General features: G+C 41.5%; 15 protein-coding genes. 6 read left to right on the plus strand and 9 right to left on the minus strand.

The features are described from left to right. Nucleotides 1-4: 4 nt before the first annotated feature. The gene (locus AC1DUD_RS28185; RefSeq protein ID WP_454801282.1) at nucleotides 5-1,105 is read left to right on the plus strand and encodes an HlyD family secretion protein; all 1,101 of its coding nucleotides are present in this window, start codon (nucleotides 5-7) and stop codon (nucleotides 1,103-1,105) included. Nucleotides 1,106-1,114: 9 nt separating this feature from the next. Then, a complete protein-coding gene (locus AC1DUD_RS28190; RefSeq protein ID WP_477380769.1) occupies nucleotides 1,115-2,701 on the plus strand; it encodes an efflux MFS transporter permease in 1,587 nt (528 codons plus the stop codon). A 261-nt stretch (nucleotides 2,702-2,962) separates the two neighbouring features. On the opposite strand, the gene AC1DUD_RS28195 is transcribed toward AC1DUD_RS28190, so the two are convergent. From AC1DUD_RS28195 to AC1DUD_RS28225, 7 genes are all read right to left on the minus strand, one after another. Beyond that, on the minus strand, nucleotides 2,963-3,778 hold the full coding sequence (locus tag AC1DUD_RS28195) for an alpha/beta fold hydrolase (RefSeq protein ID WP_477380771.1): 816 nt from the start codon (nucleotides 3,776-3,778) through the stop codon (nucleotides 2,963-2,965). Between the two features lie 387 nt (nucleotides 3,779-4,165). Then, the gene (locus AC1DUD_RS28200) at nucleotides 4,166-5,047 is read right to left on the minus strand and encodes an NmrA family NAD(P)-binding protein (protein WP_477380773.1); all 882 of its coding nucleotides are present in this window, start codon (nucleotides 5,045-5,047) and stop codon (nucleotides 4,166-4,168) included. 3 nt (nucleotides 5,048-5,050) lie between these two features. Then, nucleotides 5,051-5,287: a hypothetical protein gene (locus tag AC1DUD_RS28205; RefSeq protein WP_454801287.1), complete on the minus strand. Its 237-nt coding sequence runs from the start codon at nucleotides 5,285-5,287 to the stop codon at nucleotides 5,051-5,053. Nucleotides 5,288-5,527: 240 nt separating this feature from the next. Beyond that, a complete protein-coding gene (locus AC1DUD_RS28210; protein WP_477380776.1) occupies nucleotides 5,528-7,975 on the minus strand; it encodes a sensor histidine kinase in 2,448 nt (815 codons plus the stop codon). A gap of 81 nt (nucleotides 7,976-8,056) precedes the next feature. Further along, complete coding sequence (locus AC1DUD_RS28215) at nucleotides 8,057-10,015, minus strand: sigma 54-interacting transcriptional regulator (RefSeq protein WP_477380778.1); 1,959 nt, start codon at nucleotides 10,013-10,015, stop codon at nucleotides 8,057-8,059. A gap of 33 nt (nucleotides 10,016-10,048) precedes the next feature. Then, entirely contained in the window at nucleotides 10,049-12,382 is a 2,334-nt protein-coding gene (locus tag AC1DUD_RS28220) for a histidine kinase dimerization/phosphoacceptor domain -containing protein (protein WP_477380780.1), read from the minus strand. A gap of 192 nt (nucleotides 12,383-12,574) precedes the next feature. Then, nucleotides 12,575-15,151: a DUF5686 and carboxypeptidase-like regulatory domain-containing protein gene (locus AC1DUD_RS28225; RefSeq protein ID WP_454801292.1), complete on the minus strand. Its 2,577-nt coding sequence runs from the start codon at nucleotides 15,149-15,151 to the stop codon at nucleotides 12,575-12,577. A gap of 500 nt (nucleotides 15,152-15,651) precedes the next feature. Here AC1DUD_RS28225 and AC1DUD_RS28230 point away from each other — a divergent pair, with 500 nt between their 5' ends. After that, nucleotides 15,652-17,202 carry a DHA2 family efflux MFS transporter permease subunit gene (locus tag AC1DUD_RS28230; protein ID WP_454801293.1) on the plus strand — a complete coding sequence of 517 codons (1,551 nt, stop codon included), beginning with the start codon at nucleotides 15,652-15,654 and terminating at the stop codon, nucleotides 17,200-17,202. Nucleotides 17,203-17,248: 46 nt separating this feature from the next. On the opposite strand, the gene AC1DUD_RS28235 is transcribed toward AC1DUD_RS28230, so the two are convergent. Next, a complete protein-coding gene (locus tag AC1DUD_RS28235; protein WP_477380783.1) occupies nucleotides 17,249-18,754 on the minus strand; it encodes a M1 family aminopeptidase in 1,506 nt (501 codons plus the stop codon). A gap of 90 nt (nucleotides 18,755-18,844) precedes the next feature. Beyond that, entirely contained in the window at nucleotides 18,845-19,276 is a 432-nt protein-coding gene (locus tag AC1DUD_RS28240) for a winged helix-turn-helix transcriptional regulator (protein WP_454801296.1), read from the minus strand. 236 nt (nucleotides 19,277-19,512) lie between these two features. On the opposite strand from AC1DUD_RS28240, the gene AC1DUD_RS28245 reads away from it, so the two are divergent. The 3 genes from AC1DUD_RS28245 (at nucleotide 19,513) to AC1DUD_RS28255 (ending at nucleotide 21,780) form a co-directional block, all read left to right on the plus strand. After that, entirely contained in the window at nucleotides 19,513-20,394 is an 882-nt protein-coding gene (locus AC1DUD_RS28245) for an NmrA family NAD(P)-binding protein (protein WP_477380786.1), read from the plus strand. Between the two features lie 24 nt (nucleotides 20,395-20,418). Then, the gene (locus AC1DUD_RS28250) at nucleotides 20,419-20,889 is read left to right on the plus strand and encodes a peroxiredoxin (protein ID WP_477380788.1); all 471 of its coding nucleotides are present in this window, start codon (nucleotides 20,419-20,421) and stop codon (nucleotides 20,887-20,889) included. 165 nt (nucleotides 20,890-21,054) lie between these two features. After that, on the plus strand, nucleotides 21,055-21,780 hold the full coding sequence (locus tag AC1DUD_RS28255) for a hypothetical protein (RefSeq protein ID WP_454801300.1): 726 nt from the start codon (nucleotides 21,055-21,057) through the stop codon (nucleotides 21,778-21,780). The last annotated feature ends 49 nt before the right edge of the window (nucleotides 21,781-21,829 follow it).

The following is a 21,829-nucleotide window of genomic DNA, read 5'->3' on the forward strand; positions in this document are numbered from 1 at the left end:
GTAAATGGAAACTCCTGTCAACCAGCACCAATCGCCAGCACAGCCTTCAGCCGCCGAATTAGCCAAAGAAAGAAAACGCAAACGCCGGATTATTCTGTTTAATATTTTATCATTGATGATCGTTATTTCCGCACTTGTGTGGGCAGCAGTTACCTATTTCCATCTGGACAATTCGGTTTTCACTGATGATGCCCAGGTCGAATCCTATATCAACCCGATTAACACCAGGATCACTGGTTATATAAAAGAAATTAGATTTACGGAGCATCAGCGTGTCAAAAAAGGCGATACCTTAGTGACAATAGATGATGGGGAATACAAGATACTGGTTGCTCAGGCTGAAGCAGTACTTTTGGATGCCAAAGCCGGTCGGCTGGTGGTCAACTCCTCTGAAGACGTTGCACGTAACGGGATAGATATATCAACAGCTAATATTTCTGAGATCAGGGCGAGGCTGACCAATGCAGAGGTAAATTATAAGCGATATGCCAGCCTCGTTGCTGATGATGTTGTATCGCAGTTTCAATTTGATCAGATAAAAACGGAACGTGATGCTTTACGGGCGAAATACCTTTCATTACAAAGTGCACAGCAAAGTGCCCGTTTAACAACCAATGAGACACAAAAAAGATTTGCAGTAGCGGATGCTGCGGTTGCCAAAGCCAGCGCAGCCTTAGCTTATACAAAATTAAATCTTACTTATACGGTGATAACTGCACCCTATGATGGCGTCGTTGGCCGGAAAACGATCGAAGAAGGCCAGGTGGTACAGCCTGGACAAACTTTAGTTAGCATTGTACGCGGAAATGAGAAGTGGGTCACGGCCAATTATACAGAAACACAGCTGAGATACCTGAAAGTCGGACAATCAGTGGACATCAAAGTCGACGCCATTAAAGGAAAACATTTTAAAGGAGAAATCTTTTCTATGTCGGAAGCAACCGGAAGCCGTTACTCCGCTATACCTACTGACAACTCGACTGGAAACTTCGTGAAGGTCCAACAACGGTTTCCTGTCAAGATAAAATTATCGGCAACTAACGAGCTGGATGAGGTTGCCCGTTTAAAAACCGGCATGAATGCGGAAGTGGAATTGATCAAATGAAGAAAAATCATGCTGGAAAATAAGATCTTTTTTGAGTGGGTGCGAAAGGAACTGCATCTTTTATTGCTGGTTCTTTTGTTGATTCCACTCGGCTTTACCGGTGGAATTGTCAGCAATGTTTCAGGATATATAACCGGAGGTCTCGGTGCCATACCAGCAGATATTACAATGGCCTCTTATGCACACACGATCGGTTTGATCATTGGCGTTCCGTTTGTCCTAAGTTTTAAGCAGATTATTACCAGCAAAAACCTGTTGTTAGGAGTTTTTTCCGGTCTAATCATATTGAATCTGGTCATCCAATACACCGATCAACCATTGATCCTCGTGATGGCCTCCTTCGTAGCCGGTTTTTTTAAGATCCTGGGACTCTTGGAAATCTTTGCAACGTTGATACCGATACTTATGCCAAAGGGCGAACGATACCGGCTTTACGCGGTTTATTACCCCGTTACGCTGATCGCGGCTCAGTTGACGACGATGTTCATGGCCTACGCTGCGGATCATATGAACTGGCAATTTGGTCATTTCTTTTTAATGGTGCCTTTGTTGGCCGGCATCGTACTCATATTGTTTTTCGTCCACCCGGACTTCCCCGGTGAAAAAATACCACTTTATAATTTTGACTGGCTCGGCCTGGTGCTTTTTACGATCAGCATGCTCCTCCTAGATTATGTGCTTTCTTACGGGCTCACTGAAGACTGGCTAAGCTCCCGCAAAATCATCGTGGGTATTGCTGCCTGCGTACTGACCCTGACATTATTACTCAGCCGAACGTATATTGTCCGCCAGCCCATCCTCAATCTTCACGTGCTGCGCTATAAAAACGTACGCCTGGGGCTTATAACGATGTTCATTTTAAGTTTGTTTTTTGCAGCCAGTAGCATACAGAACAACATGATGAACCTGGTTTTTAAAGGAAATGCTGTTGAAATTACCCGGATTAACCTTTACATGATTCCAGGTTTTATTACAGCGACAATTATTGGTTACCTGTATTATCGCAAGTTTACCAGTTTCCGGTTCATGATCATTTTTGTTGTCCTCTGCTATACGATTTCCTTTGTACAATTGTATTTTATCACGACACTTACAGCAACATCGCAGGACTTTTATCTACCGATGTTCTTCCGGGGAACGGCGATATTACTGTCCTATATGGCAGTTGGAATTTACGTTGCTAACGGATTGCCATTTCTGGAGTTTTTTTCAGTGACCGTGTTTTATCTTGGTATGAGAGTATTTTTCGGACCAGCAGTTTGTTCAGCTTATTTGTCCTATTTTTATTACCATCGGCTAATACATAATGTCAACTTACTTGCTTCGAAAATGGATCAGACAGATCCATTGTTTGCGGCAGCCTATAGCCCTGCCTATCATAGTGCTTTAACTGGTGGCCAGGCTTCTGATGCAGCTGTAAACTCAGGAATAAGGTCGGTTTTCACTAACGTGCAAACCCAGGCAGCGCTATTGACCATACGGGAAACTTTCGGGATGATCATCGTCATTGCATGTCTTTTTATTGCAGCGCTTCTGATTGTTAAAATTTATCAGCGGACATCGGAAAACGGGAAAGAAGGTTTCACGCTAATCTGATTAATCTTCAGCTGGTTCTAGTACCAAATGCCTCATTTTTACAGAACGATTTATCAGGAGATAGCGTAGCACAAAAACAATGCTCCGCTGATGATGTTCTCACCACCGGCACCTACTCTACGTTTTTAAAAATGCTGTACCATTAAAACCATCCATAATCGCTTCACTGTGAAAATGGCGACTTTTTTAAGATCAGTTAATTTTTATAAAACCGAAAAGGCCGTCTGCTACCAGACGGCCTTTTTATAGAGGTGAGTTGTATTATTGGGCTATTTTCTCAAGAATGATGGCCAATGAATCGGGTTTCGCCAGGAAAGGTGAATGGCTAGTATTCAGCTGATAGACGTTTTTAATACCAGCTGCCGCAACCATCCGCTTCTGCAGGTCATATGTGATCGCATGATCCTGAAGGGTATGGATATAATACTTGGCCACACTGCCGTAATTTGCCGCTGTGATAGTTGCAGGTTCTCCAAAAGGAATTCCGGGCTCTGTCCGGTAGTTACTAAGTACCAGAGATTTCGCCCCATCGGATCCGTCTTGGATAAAAATGTCGGTGATCCTGTCATGAGGAAGATCAAGTATTATCCCATGATCAATCTGCTGAATGCTGGGACCCAACAGAGACCCGGCATCTGTATTAGCAAGGTCTAGCAGGCTTTGGTTGTTAGCAGGAAGAAATGCGTTAACATAAACCATTTTTTCAATTTTTGATGGAATCTTTTCAGCTACCTCCGTTATAACCATACCACCCATGCTATGGCCACAAAGAATTACCTTGGTGTTCAAACTATCGATTACATGTATTACTCTGTCCCTATAGGTATCCAGATGGATCGTGTTGAATGCAGTCTTGTCAGACCCGTGCCCTGCCAATTGTACGACGACTACTTTTTGGCCCTGGGCTTCCAGCTTACTTTTTACAGACTCCCAGGCATAGGGTGCAGACCAGGCACCGTGAACGATGACGAATGTTTTGACATCTACCGGTGAATTGACGTCATCATCTTTGGAACAACCTGAAAAGGTTAATAATAAAATGGCTGCAAGAAATACAGCTGCTAGTGATTTTTTCATCTTAATGATTTTTAAATAAATAATTGAACATTTGCTTACGCCAGCTTACTTCAGTAGCATTTCATATGCGTTAGATACCCTCATCTTGCGAAACTAATGCCGAAAAACAACTATTTGATTTATAGAATATTAGAACGAAACGGAGCCTTTAGCAGATACTTTATTTCATAAATCAACTATTTTTTGTAACCGAATTTTGTGCACTACGATCTAGCAGGAGATCGGGATAACAAAGTTGAGGCATACGGCTTTTTTGCTGGGCTTCATAGCGAGAAAAGCCCGCCTTTTGCCGGTTGATCGAAATTTTTTTGAATAAGTTTGCTTTACCAGAGGTACTGGAGAGGTTTTTAACCTCTATTACAATCGATACATCGGGGAGCCTTGGCATCATACAGGCTTGGAAAATAAACCGACATTCTTTTTGATAAAATTGTTCAGGGAAATCGGTTTTCGACCGGTGATTTTCTCGACCCAGTCACTGGTTCCGGCAAGTATACCATCCTGAATATCAGTCAGGATAGCTGACATATGCTGCATAAAGTATGGTGAACATTGTGAATTTTCCATCAGGGTAATAAATGTTTTTCTGTCAATGGGTTCATAGGATATCTTTTGGTGAAGGTTATTACTTAATATCTCTGCCATTTCATTATGAGATAATTCAACGGGGCCGAAAAGCGGATAAATCTGACCCATATGTGGTTCAGGATTCAATAATATTGCGGCGATCACCCTTCCCACATCCTCTCCGGCAATAGGCGCGTAACGGGATTCTCCAAATGGAGAAATAAATTGATTTTTTGACGTTAAATTATGGTTGAGGAAACTCAACCATTCTGCATATAAATTAGGTCTAAGGTGCGTAACAGGAGTTCCTGAGCGGTCAAAGATCCTTTCTGCGAACCAACGGTCTTTAGCCGCATGGCTTTTAGCCATTCTTCGGGATGTGCATTGTGACAGGTTAACAATCAAGCGGACGTTTTCTTCCAGCGCCGCCTGCGCGAAATAAACAGAAGCCGCCAGCAATCCCGGAGATTGTATAGGATATATAAATAAGGCAGCATCAACTCCTCGGAGCGCAACGTTCAAGGTGTCGAAATCACATAAATCACCTTCAACGATCTCAACGCCGCGTTTGGCCAGGGCATCGGACCTGATATCAATCTTATGTACCATTGCCCTGACGGGTTCATTCAGTTCCAGTAACCGGTCAATCGCATTCATACCAGTTACGCCCGTCGCCCCGGTAATTAAAACTTTAGCGTCCATCAGTTATGCTATTATCTTTAGCCCGAAGTGCAACTGCCTGTTTCTTTCATCATGCGGCTCGTTAGCAATTAAAGCAGACATGCTATTAGCTTTTGATAATCGAACCAGTCCTTTGTAACAGCCGATATTTTGAAAACGGGCCTGATGATATACAAGATGGTTACCGTATTTAACACTGACAATTGGCTGCACCATCGCAGCCGGGAACCGGAAAGCCCAATAATTATAAGCGATACTCATATGCGTTCACTAAGGTTTATGAAGTCAGCCGGAGGCCCGGCGTACATCTACCTATATCTAACATGATGCCAACCGCATAAATAATTATCTAACAATATTTTAGCTAAAAAATTGGGGAATATTAATTACTTTATATCATATATAAACATTCGAAATATGATATAAAGTGAAGGCGGCTGAAAAATCGCATTTGCTACCAGGATCACAAACCTGACTCGTTGAACAAAATCTTCAATCGAATCAAGAGGCGACACCCTGGTGGTCGCTGCTGTCGGAGAGCTCTTCCTCTAGGGAATTGATGGGCGTAAAGATTATTTTTACCGTGGTACCCCGGTTAACGGTGACACTCAGGTCACCACCCAGCTGACTTGACAATCCATACATTAAATTCATGCCGAGGGTATGCCCTGAATTACCCAAAAAATCTTCAGGTATTCCGCATCCATCATCCGATATAGACAGTGAAATATTTCCGTTCTCGTTACGATATGCCTGCAAGCTAATGAACCCTTCTACCTTAACCAAAAAGGCGTGTTTAAAACAGTTAGACACCGCCTCATTGATCAGCAAGCCCAAAGGCACAGCCTGGGCTACATCAATTTCAAGATGTTCGATTGCAAGATTAAGGTGGATTTTTTTGTCCGGGCTGAGATTATCCTGCAGATAGCCACCCAGTTCAGCGACATATGAACCGATGTTGATATAGCATAAACCGTCAGATTGATATAACTGCTGATGTATGAGAGAGATGGCATACATTCTGCGCCGGCTGTTGCTAATCGCCTCCTGCGCCTCATGATTTGAGATATAAAAAGATTGCATATTCAACAGGCTCATGGTAACCTGTAGATTATTCTTTACCCGATGATGAATTTCTTTAAGCAGCCATTCCTTTTCTTTAAGTAAAAGCGTAAGATCTTCAGCAGAAGTCATTAACTTTTTATGCTGATTGTCAATTTCCAGTTGCTGGGATTGGAGGAGCAGATTACTTTCCTGTTTGAGCCGATAGCGATTGTAACCAATGCCTAGAACGATCAGGAGCATTATTGCAACACCAATTGTAAGGTTTCGTTTGATTTTCTCCTGCCTGAGGGTGGTACGCTGCAACAAAGATTGACGTGCAAGCATTTCAATATTCTTGTTTTTCAGGAAGATGTTTTTATCTTTTTTTTGAGTTTCATATTGGATGCTTAGCAAGGATATTTGTCTGCTGTTAGATTCGTTAAGTAAAGAATCCTCGCCGCGTTTATAATTCTGATAATGTTTTATGGCCGACAGGTAATTCCCCAATAAGGAATCCGTCTTGAAAAGCCAATTTTCATGTTCTTTATTAAATATTTTAAGATTATTCTTTTTACAAAGGTACTGATAGGCTTTGATAGCTCTTAAAGCGGCCTTGCTTTGTCCTGTCAAGTTATCGTAACGGATCATTCCGTTTAAAGCGTCAAGTTGGTCAGTGAGTGTCAGTTCTTTTGATGCTGCCAAATGGCTGAGTTCGAGAAAATAATTCTCAGCACCATTAATATCGTTCATATCCAGAAAGGTGTGAATCGATGTCGAAGCAAGCTTTTCACGGATACTTACAGGCAATTTAATGTTTTTGTATTTCTTAAGCGTATTCAGCAGTCCGAGCGCTTTTTCTCGCTGGCCACTTTTGTTGCTGCGACGCAATTCACCAGCCGTATACATTCCATATTCAACCATGGTAACTGTATCTTTTAATTGTCCGATGCTTTTGATTAAAGCTACGGCCTCGTCAAATTTATGGTCGAACAGATAGGACATACCCATATTAAAAGTTATTTCTAACATAGCAGAGGTATCTTTCTGCATATAAGCCAGCCGTCTTGCTTTCACGTAATAGGTATGAGCAATATTATAATTCTGGACCCGGTGATAGGCCATGGCCGTGGCATAAAAGATATTTCTTAGTATCGGGGAAGAGGTATCACCGGATGCTTCAATATTTTTAATTGCGAGCAAGCTGTATTTCAATTCATTTACAAAATCACCTGTACTGCTGAGTGCTCTGCTAATCAGATAATAAACGGAGCCCAGGTCTTTATCATGCACAGATTCATACAATTTCAATGATGTTCTTAGGTTTTCGAGGGCCTCCACGTTTCTACCGATTAATAATTGGTTTTCGCCAATATCTTTAAATGCATCGCCCGCGCGCCTGACTGTTCCCGACTTTATAAATGCATTTGCTGCATTTCTGAAACATTCAATTTTACGCTCAAAGCTTGCCGGTTGGTCGTCGTATCGTTGCCCCATAATTATATAGGTTTCACCAATGTCTAAGAAATCGCCGGCCTCGACAAAGCTTTTCAAAGCTTTGCGGGTTAACTGCAAAGCCTCCTGATTTTTTTTATTTTTAATTGCAACAAGTGCTAATCCAAGAACTGAGCGGCCATAACCTATCTTATATCCCTTCGCTTTACTCAACTTTTCCGCCTGTTGGACAAAATAAATTGCGCTGTCCACATTTGTCTTTTCTTTCCCTGGCTTGTCCAGATATAATTTACCCAGCGTCAAAAATACAATCACTTTTTCGGTATCAGCCTCAGCTTTAATTAACCACATCCTTTGAAGACCAATCTTATCGTTTTGAATCCCCTGACTTAAAACAGTTTCGCAACAACCAATCAAAAACAAACAAGCGATTAAGCCTATTTTTATGTTCATGATAACAAGTTTATAAACACCACGTAATTCCATTGCCAAAACATGTTTAGTTAAAAATGCTGACCATTAAGCTTCGTTTTATCAGGTGGTGAATTTTTTTACGATGCCAAGCTTGTTCATTTTTGAAATCAGGGTCGTAGGGGCAAGATCGAGCATTTCAGCCGCCCCCCCTGGACCGCCAATCCTTCCGCCGCACTTCTTCAGTACTGAAAAAATGTAGTCCTTTTCCATCTCTTTAAAAGTTTTAATGGGCGTATCGCTTGCATTTGCTGCGGCTTCCTGGAGTGTTTTTTCAGGCAGGTCAACGCGTGTGAGAACCGACCCACTCGTAAGTAGTATACCTCGTTCAATAATATTTTCCAACTCCCGGATATTTCCCGGCCATTCGTAAGCTTGTAGCGCGTAGCCGACCTGATCAGTCATTGAAGTTACATTTTTACCCATTTTCTTGGACAGGGTTTTCAGGAAGTGTGCGGATAACTCGGCTATATCTTCTTTGCGTTTGCGTAAAGGAGGTAGGGTCAGTGGAAATACGTTCAGGCGGTAATAAAGGTCAAGCCGAAAACGACCTTCTGCTACCTCTTTCTCCAGATTTCGGTTAGTTGCGGCGATTACGCGCACATCAGTTTTGATGATCTGGTTGCCACCCACACGAACAATTTCCTTTTCCTGTAATACACAAAGTAGTTTAACTTGCAGATCAAGCGGTAATTCGCCTATTTCATCCAGAAAAATAGTCCCGCCTATTGCCTCTTCAAACTTTCCAATCCGTCGGTTTATAGCGCTTGTAAACGCACCTTTTTCATGTCCAAAAAGTTCAGATTCCATAAGCGCAGCAGGTATGGCTGCGCAATTTACTTTTACCAAAGGTTTTGCTTTACGGTCAGAGAGCCGATGGATAGCTTGTGCAACTCTTTCTTTTCCGGTCCCGCTTTCTCCGAGGATAAGTACGGAGATATCAAACGGAGCAACCACGCTCAGCTGCTCTTTTATATTATCAAAGGCGTCACTCGATCCTACCAAACCAAATTCTTCACTTTTTAACGAGGTCTCTATTTCAGGGACCAGCACTTCGTAAACTGTGTCGCTCACGTGTTGAACCTCGGCAACTGGCGCATTAGTATGATAACTCAATAATTTATCCCCCACCTGGATCAACAGGAGCTGCAAGCGTTCCAGCCAGGCTACATGTTCCTGTTTAAAGGCATGGCTATCCCTGTTATAAAAAGAGCAAAGAAATTTTCTTTTTTTTGGCAGTTCAACGGGTTGCATTAGTACCGACCCTAACTCGAATTCGCGGGCGATTATCTTTCTGAACGGATTTTGATTCAGCATCTGCTCGAAGTTGTTACCTCCGAAATAAACTGCTGCCTCAGGAAAAACGCCACCGGCTTTTGCTGCGTAAAGTTCTTGCTCGGTCTTACCCACGCGTACAGCCAGATCTTCAACTGAAAGAAATTCAAAGCTACCCCCGTCATCCTTCAGGAAGGCCATCTCATTTTTGCCATGATTTTCATCTTCCCAGCAAACGGCGAAATAATCGAATGGAATGTGGCGATGGAAAGCGGCCATTATTGCCGACATTTTGGATTGCCAATCACTTGAATTCTCTATAACCTGCAGCACCTCGGACTGCAGGGCAACCTCTTTGATCAATTTAGCTTCCAGGTTGTTTTCGTGGCGATAAATTGCTATATCCAGTGCGACAAGGACATCTTTCTCTCTGAACGGCTTTACCATAAAGCCATACGGTTTTGTAGCTTTGGCAAGCTCCAAAACACTTTGATTGGAATTCGCAGATACGTAGATAAAAGGTATTTCAAGTTCATTCAGCGATGCGGCTAAATCAAGACCTGTTAACTTTCCTGTTAATTGAATATCGACAAAAACCCAAGCGGGACGTTTCAGCTTTATAATTTCCAACGCTTTGGGAACAGAAGGCGCAATCCCGCTAATCTCATAGCCAGCCTTTTCCAAAATTTTTCTGAGATCTTCAGCAATGATGAACTCATCTTCAACGATTAGTATTTTTCCATTCATTTTAATATATCTTAACTTGATTATCTTTTCGTTTTAAGCTAGCATTAATTCATCCTTTACATTATTCACAGTTTCTCTCGGGAACTTAGCATCCTGAAAAAACACATCGATTTTTGTTCCCTGTTCACTGCAAATGCTAAATTCACCTTCGATTTGCTCTGAAAGACCTGACATCAAATTCATTCCCAAAGAGGCCGAAACCTGATGATCAAAGTCGGCTGGCAAACCTATCCCGTCATCCCCAATTGACATGATAATGCGATGATCGTCATCATTTTTTAAGGAAATTGAAATGGTTCCTGTTTGGTTATCTTTAAATGCATATTTCATCGCATTGGTAATAGCCTCGTTCAATATGAGGCCCAACGGAATCGCTTGAGAAATATCCAGAGCCGTTGGGGCGACATTTATTAAAAACCGCATATTATCATCCTTTCCAAAGCATTCTTTCAGATAGTCCACCAGTTCCGGTATATAGGTAGACATATCTATTTCGGTAGGTGTTTCCGACTGGTATAATTTCTGATGGATGAGTGACATGGCATGAATACGCCGTTGACTATCCTGAATCGCATCCCTTGCCATTTCATTATCTAAGTAAGAACATTGAATATTCAGCAGACTCATCGTAACCTGCAAATTGTTCTTTACCCGGTGGTGAACTTCCCTGAGCAGCCATTCTTTTTCTTTTAACAGTGTTGATTGTTTGGAATTAAAATTCTGAAGAGTAAGATTTTGTTCATTGATCTCCCTTTGCTGCGCCCGTAGAAGCAGGTTACTGCGCTGTTTCAAGCGGAACCTATTATAGCCGACCACCAGGACAAGCAGTAATAAGCTACTGCCGCAGATCACGATATTACGAATAGAGCGTTGTTGCTCTAATTTGGTTTGCTGTAAATTTGACTGCTTAGTCAGCAATTGAATATTTTTGGCTTTGAGTACGATATCTTTGTCCTTCTTGTCTGATTCGTACTGAACATTAAGAAGTGCCGTTTGCCGGCTGTTTTTCTCCATCAGGATAGAATCATCAACTTTTTTAAATTCCTGATAATGCTTGATGGCAGAAATATAATTATGTGTGGCAGAGTCGGCTTTGAATAACCACAGCTGTTCCTGCGGCATAAATATTTTTAAATTATTTTTCTGACAAAAGCGTTGATGCTCTGCAATATAGGAATAGGACTTATTGTATTGACCCGTAAACTGGTAGTAGGATATGATGCCCCGCAACGCTTTTTCATGAATTTCTCCCTGTACATTCCCTTGCCTGGCCAACACCTTCAGTTTATCAAAATAGCTCTTGGCTTTGTCATATTGTTTCAGATGCAGGTAATTCGTCATAAACAAGTAGGCCAGCTCTACGCCCAGGCCAGGACTGAGGGTTGAGGCATTGAGCTTTGTCAACTGTCTCATCAGTGGAATAACATCGTTAAACTTGGCCAGCTTCATCAGCGTGTATGCTTTGTTTAAGGTCATAATAACAATTGCCGACGTGTCTTTGAATTTGTAAACAATGTGTAATCCTTTATCGATATAATGGTCCGCTTCTACATATTGCTTGGTCATGTAAAAGGAAAACCCGGCACGGTAATAAATTGTCCCGAGCTGCGCGGAGGTGTCATTAACTGATTCAGCTGTTTTAACGGCGAGCAGACTATATTTCAGGGCATCGACAAAATCCCCCATTTTGGCTAAGTCATATCCCAGGAGATCATAAACGCCTTGCATGTTTTTATACCCTGTAGAAAGATATATGGATACAGCCGTTCTGAGATTTATGAGTGCTTCGTTATTCTGGTTTGCAATGATTTGAAAATCGGCAAGATCCTTTAAGGTTGTTGCCATTCTGTTACGTGCGCCGGCCTGATGAAAAAAAGTAATGGCCTTTTTATAATATTCTATCTTCTTACTCAGTCCGGGCTCATCATTATTATAATACTGCCCAATTATAATCAGTGATTCTGCGACATCTGATTTCAGGTTGAGCGCAGTGGACAAACGCAGGGCCTCTCTTGAGAAATGCAAGCCCTTTTCTTTGAGTCCTTGATAATTATAAATCATTCCGGAAAGCAACGCAATCCGGGCCTCAGCGCGCCTGTTCTGAATTTTTCTATTCAAGTTTGATGCTTCCCGTAAAAACAAAAATGCACTGTCTGCATCTTTCGGTGTGCCAGAAGGCTTGAAAAGGTACGAGCGGCTTAAAGACATCAATAAGTTAAGTTTAACAGTGTCCTGCCTGGCGCTTTTAAATTGTTGCTTAAGTGCAGGAACGCTTGGTTCATTCGAAGACTGCGCATCCACATTCAGGCCCCCCAAAACCAGAGTTCCTGTAAGAAATAATGCAGCTAACTTCTTTTGAATGATCATTTGGCACCAAATCGATTTGACTTACGGTAACGCCAACTATGTGCCATCGATTAAAACACTGTATAACAGATTATTAAAATTAATTTTAGCAATTTGAATTACTTTATTTCGTAAAAAAACATAGTCCGCTATGATATAAAGTGCTCGATGTTCTCTAATAAAAAACAGCAAGCGTAACCTGTTGCATTATTGCTAAAATTGCAAAAGGACGAAAACCCTGATACCGTGCCTTGCTACTTCCGGATGATTCAGATAATTAAACCTTGTAACATAATCGAGGCGAAGCACCTTAAATATATTTCCTATTCCGATGCTGCCTTCCTGATATGGTCCATCATTGAGTGCATAGGTGAAAGGCGCACCATTTCTTAAAGGAAACGTCAACAGATCAGGATGCTTAGCAGGGTCATTCTGGTCCCGGATACCTCCCCATAATATTTTATAGGAGACAATTTCTCTTAACTTTAATTTCTCCAAAAAAGGTATTTTATTAAATATAAATCCATTGAAATTCTGATCAATATTTATGGCTGCATAATGATCACTCACAAATTCCTGAAAATTCATCAGGTTATAAGATTGGATTTGCAGGGCGTAACTTTGATTGGCATGGGCGATATCCAGTAGAGGAAACGGCACCTTACCAGCGATATAACCGCCCTCTGTACTTACATCAGCATAACCGAGTTGAGAAAGGTAGAACCGCTTTGTGATATTACCCGTAAAGTTTTCATACCTGTATTGGCCGCCCAAAACACCTTTGAATCCCTGCTGAAAGCGAAGGGTATAAACGGGGTACTTGTCCGGGATTGGCGTACGGTAAAGCTTGCCCTGGTAGAACTTTTCGTGCGGTGCAAAGCGTAACTGAAAGTTTAGCTGTACATCCTTAACGTATCTAACCAGATTATTAGAACCCCCTGTTGAATTTTGATAGTATAGAGCACCTCCGACATCCGGGCCGGCCGCTTCCTGGGTCCACTTTTTAAACCCGATCTGATAAGAAACATGGTTTAGGAATTCCTGAACGTAATCAAATTTAAATACATTGTTATAGGTTAGGATATCGTTATAACCACGCTTGAAAGAAAGCAAAAAGTTACTTTCCTGTACGAATTGCAGTTCCTGCCCTGGTATTTTAGTATCATGTTGGTAACTGACCCGAACAAAGCTCTGCGGAAATGCATAGATAGATTTATTGTTAAGGGAATAGGTCCCGCTCAAAAAATATTTCCATTTTTGATCCTTAAAACCATATGCCCCATAAACTTCAGAATAATAACGCTTGCTAAGTGCTGTCGTTGTGCGCCCACCGAGCCTAAGTCGGAAACCCTCAATGGGATTGAAACTATAAAATGTATTCAGTGGACCAACTTCGAACTTTCCGAAACTTTTATAGCCAGCCAATACCAGGGTGGCAATATCCATTGTCCGTCTAAACGATGGAATGGTTTGGAGACTGTCGATGTTTTTATACACATTGCTTTCAGCCTGCTTAAGCGTGTCGGGCCTGTTTTTGGTCCAATAATCGTCGCTTTTATTTTCCGCATCCGGCATAATAACCTCAGCCGGACCCTGATAATTAACAGACGGACGCGGTTTATTAATGATAAAATCGCTGAGCATTACCACGCGCTCACCCAGTATACCGCCGCCTTTTTTCTTATTCAGGCCGAATTCTATTTTCAGGTCGCTTTGATTAAGATGATAACGCCCGTCGCTTGCTGTTTCAAAAGCGAGAATAGCTTGCATTTGCCGCACAAAATTTAAATTGATGTTTTTGTTAACCGATAAAACCGCCTTTTCGACGGCGTAATTCCCGTCCATGGTAACGTATAGTCGCCCCTCAAATAAAAGATCTGTCCCGTTTCGGGGTGTAAAGCTTAGTTCTATCAGGTTCGGTGAAACATCTTTCAGGGTATCTGTTATGAAGAATTTATAGAAACCCGGCGACGAATCTGCTATGGGGCTTAACAACTGATTTCCAAGCATGGATATATTATTGTCATATATGTTGATATCCTGGTACATTCTGTTAAAGAAAGAGCTCAAACCCTGGTTATCGACAAAGTTTTCATCATACTTAACCTGTTTGCTCGCTTCGATGTATTGCTTTTTAACAAATGGTTGCTTGCGAAAAAAATTGTGAGAAAGCTTTTCCTCCATATATATTGGAAGAAGGTTTTGTCCCCCAATGTCGGTAGAGTCTTGTTTCCGGAATAGAAATTGGTAGTTTTTAAATATGCCCTTTTGCATAAACTTATCCGACAAATTACTTAGAGCGAAGATCATTTTTTCATATTGATGGTATTCGGCGTAATTATAATTTTCTACACGATTGCTCTCCTTGTGTGCGATGACCTGCCGGATCAGCTCAACCGCTGGATTTCCTTTGTTGCGGTACTTTATCTTTTTTCCTGAACGCACGACAACTTCCTTGAGCAGGTGTTCGTCTTCTGTCATACTTATATTAACTACCTGAGACTGGCCGGGTACCACCTCCTTTATAACTGATCGATAACCAATGAAGGAGAATTTTACTTTGCTGAAGTCACCGTTACCGCTTATGGTATAATGCCCGTTATTATCTGCGCTTGTTCCAATTGTAGTACCTACCAGAGTGATGGTAACAGCAGGCATGCTTTCCTTTGACTTTGCGTCAACAATATTTCCGCTTATAATAGTTGGCGACTGAGCATTTGAAGCCTGTGCAAATCCTGCAAAGAATAGTATTGCAAGAAAAAAGCTGTTTTTAAAAAAGTTGTTTTCCATCGGGTGTTGATTTATACATGGACAATTTGATCGTCTGACATGGCAGGCAGAGTAACCCAACTATTTCTCCAACTATTAACTTTTTGCAAATCAATAACTTACAAAATTTTTAAGGAAATTAAATTGTGATATATCGTAAATAAATGCGCAGATAAACGATTTACGCCGTAATCTGCAATTGACGCGGATAACATGCATATAGCATTTAGGGTGAGCATCCGAACGCTATCACCATAATGAAAACGTGCTCTATAAGCTATATATGATCGATAACCAACAGCGGCAGCGCTGAAGTCAGTAAAGGCCGGTATTTTAAGAAGTAAACAATACCTATTGTATAAGACTCAGATTGATGGAAGCGGATCCCAGCGATGGTTGGATTACGAAATAAAGTAGCAAAACTTAAATTAAAAATTAATAAAGAATTACAAATGAGGCAATTAGACTGCGGCATGTAATTGGAAAAGTAAATAGCAACACTTTTAACTCCCATTAGGCAAATGAGCAATCTGAGACGAAATTTTCTGATATTTATCGTGATACTAGCGGCCATTATGGAGCTTATAGACACGTCTATAGTCAATGTGGCGTTAAATTACATGAGTGGTAATCTTGGGTCGACTCTAGAAGATACGTCCTGGGTCATTACATCGTATGCAATTGCCAATGTAATCATTATACCCATTACTAGTTTTTTAACTACCAAGCTTGGCCGCAGAAACTACTACATCGGATCAATAATCTTATTTACTTTTTGCTCCCTGATGTGCGGACAGGCGGGAAATATCTGGACTCTGGTCTTTTTCAGGTTCATACAGGGTCTGGGCGGGGGGGCACTGCTTTCTGTTTCCCAAGTAATCGTATTCGAACTTTTTCCTAAAGAAAAGCAAGGCGTTGCAAGCGCATTATTTGGTGTAGGCGTTTTTGTGGGTCCAACCATAGGACCGACATTAGGTGGTTTCATCACTGAAAATTACTCATGGCCATGGATATTTTATATCAATGTCCCGTTGGGAGCCCTTGCCGCCATATCTTGCTTTTTTCTCTTATCTGAACCAACAGTGAAGCAGACCATTAAAAGGGTTGATTGGACAGGGATAGGTTTGCTGGCTGTCGGAATAGGCGCTCTGCAGACGGTATTAGAACGTGGTGAAACAGACGATTGGTTCGCTGCAAATTATATTATATGGCTCACAGTTACCGCCATGATTTGTCTTACTTTTTTTGTCCTCTGGGAACTGAAGATAAAAGATCCGGTGGTAAACCTGCGTGTGTTGAAGAGCAAAACGCTGAGTGTCGCCGCTGTCCTTACATTCGTAACCGGCCTGGGATTGTTCACGTCCGTATATCTGACGCCTGTCGTTGCACAACGACTGTTAGGCTTTACGCCGTCCCAAACCGGGCTGCTACTGCTTCCAGGTGCTATAATCGCCATCTTCGGACTGATTATTTCCGCACGTCTGCTGCAGAAAGGCTTATCACCGATCATCATTATCATTGTCGGATTCGCATTGTTTATTTATTTCAATTGGCGAATGTCCGGCCTGACCTTGGAAACATCAGGTGGGGAAATCACATTTACCCTGATATTCCGGGCAGTAGGCCTTGCCTTGCTGACCGTTCCTTTGACAGCACTGGCGGTTTCCTCTCTTGCAGACAAAGATATCCCTCAAGGGGCAGCTTTGAATAATATGATGCGGCAACTCGGGGGATCCTTTGGCATATCTATTTTTAATACTTACCTGGCCAGAAGAATAGCATCTCACAGGGTTGATCTGATCTCCCACATTACACTGACCGACCCCCAAACCGTATTAAGGCTCCAGAGCTATACATCTTATTTTCAAAACAAAGGCTACAGCATTTTTGACGCAAAAATAAAAGCGCTGAAATTAATCGACCAGGTCGTTATTCGGCAATCTACATTATTGAGTTATGATAATGCTTTTTTTCTCTTGGGTTTAATCTTCGTTGCAGCATTACCTTTATTATTGATAGCGGTCGGCCAGGCGAAAAGAAAAGGCGGTCCGGTTATTATTTCCGATCATTGAAAATATGTCCAAAGAAGGTTGTTCAACTGCTAATAACATATGCAAGTTAAAAATGGTACAGGTCGCTAATATTATAGCCAGTGCTGATTTTAATAACGGGCACATTTTCTTCAAACTGCACTGTAAAACCATTCATCAGCCGGATCTGATGAAAATCCAGTAATTGGCCATTGAGCAACAAATCGTTTGTTTCCTTCAATACTCTTGCCTTCGGAATAAACAAAGACAATTCATCTTCATAATCAGTTAAAGTTATTGGCTGCTGTTGTGCTTGAACATGTTTGAAAAAGGAAACCAGGAATGACCTGATATTTTGGTTACCATTAGATGTTATCCTAATTTGATTGTCCAGGTAGAAAGCGTAGATAAAGCCTCTTTGGTACGACAAGACCTCATAATTATGACTTTCCCAAAAATGCTTTTCAATTGAATCTGCGGGCATTCGGTTAGCAGGATTGGTGTAGTGACTTTTTAAGTTTTCTATATTCAGGTGATGCAGGAACGCGGTTGATCCCATCATCCCTGCCTTTACGAGATTGAACACCGAAATGTAATCGTTAAATCCTTCGGAAAACCATGCCGTTTGGAATCCTTTTGCTTGTAGTCTTATGGCTTTTCCTATCCAGGTATGCGAGGTTTCATGTGCGATCACCCTTTTTTTCATGTCATCATAAGGACCGCTATACTTCATAATTAAACCTTGTCCCAGGTTAACACCGGTAGCAGTCGATGGCGGATTATTGAATAATGGCAGCATGCAGATAAAGTAGGACGTTCCCTTATAGTCACCCCAAAAATCCCGGATAGACGGAAAAAATTCAGTAAAAAATGGCGCAATCTCCTGCTGCATGTTATTCAGGCTGTCCCTTTGTGTTGTTACGGCGTAATAGGGAATGCCATAAACATCGTATTTCTTCTTGATCAGTTTCCGATCGCCGGCAAAAAGCAAGTTATTTAAGTTCTCCGGTTTCACGGTTTGCTTTTCAGAAGGTTTGGCGACGGGATTCAGGGAGTAAAAATAGGGCATGTTTTTCGGCCAGCGATTCCACCACAGAACGACAGCTTTATAGGTAGTGTCAGGTGTGGACAGAAACAAATTGTAGCCGAGGCTATAAAATGTTCCCTGGTAAACCACCGGTCGAAACAACTCATTCGGCCTTGCGCGTTTTTCGTCTATCAAAAGTTTGCCATCTATTTCATAATGGATAGAGGCTATCCCGCTTTTAGCATGAAAGACTTTGATCTTCCGGGCCAGCTGATCAATCAAAATACGGTCTCCCCTGCCAGCAGTCACCCGGCTGATGATATCGAATATATTCTTCTGGCCACCTAGTTCGGGATGACCATAATAAAAAATGGTACTATCTTTTGTGTGTGGAAAGTAAGTCACGTCCACACTTATTTTTGTGGAGTTGCCGTCCCAGCCCAGCTGATAGCGTAGCTCACTTGGATCCTGCGTGGATTGGGAAAACGATACTTTGTTACAACACAGCAGGACCCCAATAAAGGCTGCGTAGCGGAAAGATTTTATTACTATTTGGTGGTATTTCATGATATGAAAATTAACGTATATGATTTTTTAACTTTTTTAGCCGGCACGATTGTTCACCGTGAGGGGATCTCTGCCGGTGATTAGAAGGCTTTAATTTATTTTTTCAGGTAAGATATGGTGCATATCAAGCAAATCATTTCGCAAACGGCTTGTAGCATCTTTTCCCCCTTGCAGCAGATTGACTGCTGATGCATACCTAACCAGATCGACCGGTTCATAGGCAAGGCTCCACCTGATTCCTTCCATGATCATTGGCAACAAGTCAATACTCCTTTCTGTCAAACCATAGATAAATCCCTGTTTATGATCAGGATCGTGTTTCTTGGTCAGCATACCTTGCTGTTCAAGCATGTTCAATCTGTCCGTTAAAATATTCGAAGCGATTTTTTCCTCCATTTGTAGAAATTGCCTGAAATGTCGTTTGTTTTCAAACATTATTTCGCTCAAAATGAGCAAGCTCCACTTATCGCCTACGATCTCAACCATAAGATTAAGCGGACAGAAGGATCTGTTATTTTTCATTATTTGTGATTTTATTTTAAAACCAGTTGCAAATTAAAATTATATATCTACATTTGCATTGGTTTTGTTTTGCAACTGCTTGCAAATATAGTCCATAATTTAATAATATCAAAATCATGCCTCTAAAGATGGCTGTCAGCTGACGCCTCGGGAATAAGCGATTTGTGTATAATAAAATTAAAGGGTACGGAGAGCAGACGAAAAGACAACATTTAAAACATTTAGAAAATAACAACATGAAAAGTAAAGTATTGGTTACCGGAGCAACAGGAGTTACAGGCAACTTTGCCGCAAAACGCCTGCTGGAGTTAAATGTGCCCGTAAGGGCGATGGTTCGTCAGCATGATGAACGTTCGGAAAAATTAAAGTCATTAGGCGCTGAAATTGTAATCGGAGATTTTAACGATCTGGATTCATTAACTGCCGCGATGAATGGTACTGGCGGTGCATATTTTGTTTATCCGGTTGCGCCCGGGCTTTTGGAGGCGACCGCATTATTCGCCGAGGCTGCCAGAGAGGCGAAAATAGGTCTTATTGTTAATGTTTCCCAGCGCACAGCATTGAGACATGCACCGAGCCATTCTGCCCAGGCCCACTGGGTGGCCGAACGCTTGCTTGACCGTTCCGGTGTTCCTGTTACGCATTTGCAACCCACTTTATTTATGGACTGGCTTGCTTATTTTGGACAGGAAATAAAAGAAAATAACAGGCTGATCTCACCTTATGGAAGCATCGTTAAATATGCTTCTATTAACAGCGAAGATATTGGCAGAGTTGGTGCCGCAATATTAGCAGACCCTGAGGGGCACGCGGGTAAGACCTACCCGCTTTACGGGCCGGCAGAACTAGACCAGGAAGAAGTAGCAGCAATTTTATCCGAAGTGCTGGGCCGCAATATTAACTACTTGTCTTTTGAACCAGATGCATTTTCGGATATTATCCGCTCGAGTAATTCTCCTTACAATACAGCATTCAACATCCAGCACATTGCCGCAATTGGCCACATGTTCAGGTCAGGAGAAATGGCCGGCCATAACAGTCACGTGGAGGAGATCACTGGGACCAAACCACTTTCCTTCAGTGACTACGTAAACAATAACATCGAGTTATTTAAATAACCAAATTACTAATAATTAAATAATATGAAAATTTTAGAAATAGGGGATAATGTACCCAAATTCACCCTGCTTGACCAAAACGGTAAGACCTTTAACATTGAAGATCATTTAAAATATCAAAAGGTGGTTATTTACTTTTACCCGAAGGATGAAAGCGCCGTGTGCACCGCAGAAGCATGTGCTTTCCGGGACAGTTTTGCCGACTTTGTCGAAAAAGGTGCCCTTGTAATAGGAATAAACGATGGGAGCGTCGAAAGCCACAAGAAATTTGCAGAGAAAAACCGGTTAACATTTTCTTTATTAAGCGACACCGGGAATGCCGTAAGGGAAGCATTTGGTGTGAAACCGTGGTTGTTTTTAAAAGGACGGGAAACTTTTGTTATAGGAACAGATGGAAAAGTAGCGTTCAAGTTCAGGGCTTTTCTCAACGGAGAAGCTCATTCAAAGAATGTGTTAGACTTTTTATCATCTGAACTCGTTGCAGCTGATGCCTAAAAAATCTGTTAGCTACTTTATATCATTTGCATTTTGCGTTTTTATGATATAAAGTAACATTTAAAAATTTAAAAATGACTAATCAATTGTAAATGAATAAATTGCAAAGTGGATGTTTATTTGATTAATAGCTATTATATTCAAAACACTTCAAACCCCAAAAATATGAACCTACAACTTCCAAGTTATTTAGCCATAGCATTTGGCCTAACAACGCTCGCCACATATTTAATGTACATTCTGATCTTACATAGATCAACTTATTTAAGTCCGAAAGGTAAAAAACTCGTTTATGTAGCCATGTTTATTTGGGTGGCTATACAGGGGGTTCTGGCAGCCAGGGATGTTTACAGTACTAACCTGCAGAGCTTTCCACCAAAGCTGTTTCTTATCGGTATCATGCCTGCCATACTACTTATCATCATATTGATGGTTACAAAAAATGGACGGCAATTCATAGATAGTCTGCCTCTAAAAGAAATTACCTATCTGAACACCGTCAGGATCTTTGTGGAGTTGGTTCTTTTTGCGCTCTTTATTAACAAAGCCGTTCCGAAATTAATGACTTTCGAAGGTGGTAATCTTGATATCCTTTCGGGTCTAAGTGCCCCTGTGATCGCTTACCTGGTGTTTTCCAAAAGGCCTTTTAAACCCCGGTTATTATTAGCCTGGAATATCATTTGTCTGTTGCTTTTAATCAATGTGGTGTCCAAGGCTTTGTTAGCCGCGCCGCTTCCGATTCAAAAACTTGCTTTTGACCAACCCAATTGGGCGATATTGATTTTTCCATTTGTTTGGTTGCCGACATTTATTGTGCCGTTAGTATTATTCGGGCATGTTATTTCTTTAAGAAGACTAATCGGAAAGCACGAATTGCCAGCGACATATTAAACTTCAAAAGGTGTAATTTTAGCTATGGCCTTAAAATTACACCTTTTTC

The organism is Mucilaginibacter sp. P4_A11 (assembly GCF_056402535.1).

Coding starts and splice junctions, on each gene's coding strand:
- AC1DUD_RS28190 (WP_477380769.1), top strand. CDS start 1,115: ATGCTGGAAAATAAGATCTTTTTTGAGTGGGTGCGAAAGGAACTGCAT.
- AC1DUD_RS28235 (WP_477380783.1), bottom strand. CDS start 18,754: ATGAAATACCACCAAATAGTAATAAAATCTTTCCGCTACGCAGCCTTT.
- AC1DUD_RS28245 (WP_477380786.1), top strand. CDS start 19,513: ATGAAAAGTAAAGTATTGGTTACCGGAGCAACAGGAGTTACAGGCAAC.
- AC1DUD_RS28195 (WP_477380771.1), bottom strand. CDS start 3,778: ATGAAAAAATCACTAGCAGCTGTATTTCTTGCAGCCATTTTATTATTA.
- AC1DUD_RS28230 (WP_454801293.1), top strand. CDS start 15,652: ATGAGCAATCTGAGACGAAATTTTCTGATATTTATCGTGATACTAGCG.
- AC1DUD_RS28185 (WP_454801282.1), top strand. CDS start 5: ATGGAAACTCCTGTCAACCAGCACCAATCGCCAGCACAGCCTTCAGCC.
- AC1DUD_RS28205 (WP_454801287.1), bottom strand. CDS start 5,287: ATGAGTATCGCTTATAATTATTGGGCTTTCCGGTTCCCGGCTGCGATG.
- AC1DUD_RS28240 (WP_454801296.1), bottom strand. CDS start 19,276: ATGAAAAATAACAGATCCTTCTGTCCGCTTAATCTTATGGTTGAGATC.
- AC1DUD_RS28200 (WP_477380773.1), bottom strand. CDS start 5,047: ATGGACGCTAAAGTTTTAATTACCGGGGCGACGGGCGTAACTGGTATG.
- AC1DUD_RS28255 (WP_454801300.1), top strand. CDS start 21,055: ATGAACCTACAACTTCCAAGTTATTTAGCCATAGCATTTGGCCTAACA.
- AC1DUD_RS28215 (WP_477380778.1), bottom strand. CDS start 10,015: ATGAATGGAAAAATACTAATCGTTGAAGATGAGTTCATCATTGCTGAA.
- AC1DUD_RS28250 (WP_477380788.1), top strand. CDS start 20,419: ATGAAAATTTTAGAAATAGGGGATAATGTACCCAAATTCACCCTGCTT.
- AC1DUD_RS28225 (WP_454801292.1), bottom strand. CDS start 15,151: ATGGAAAACAACTTTTTTAAAAACAGCTTTTTTCTTGCAATACTATTC.
- AC1DUD_RS28210 (WP_477380776.1), bottom strand. CDS start 7,975: ATGAACATAAAAATAGGCTTAATCGCTTGTTTGTTTTTGATTGGTTGT.
- AC1DUD_RS28220 (WP_477380780.1), bottom strand. CDS start 12,382: ATGATCATTCAAAAGAAGTTAGCTGCATTATTTCTTACAGGAACTCTG.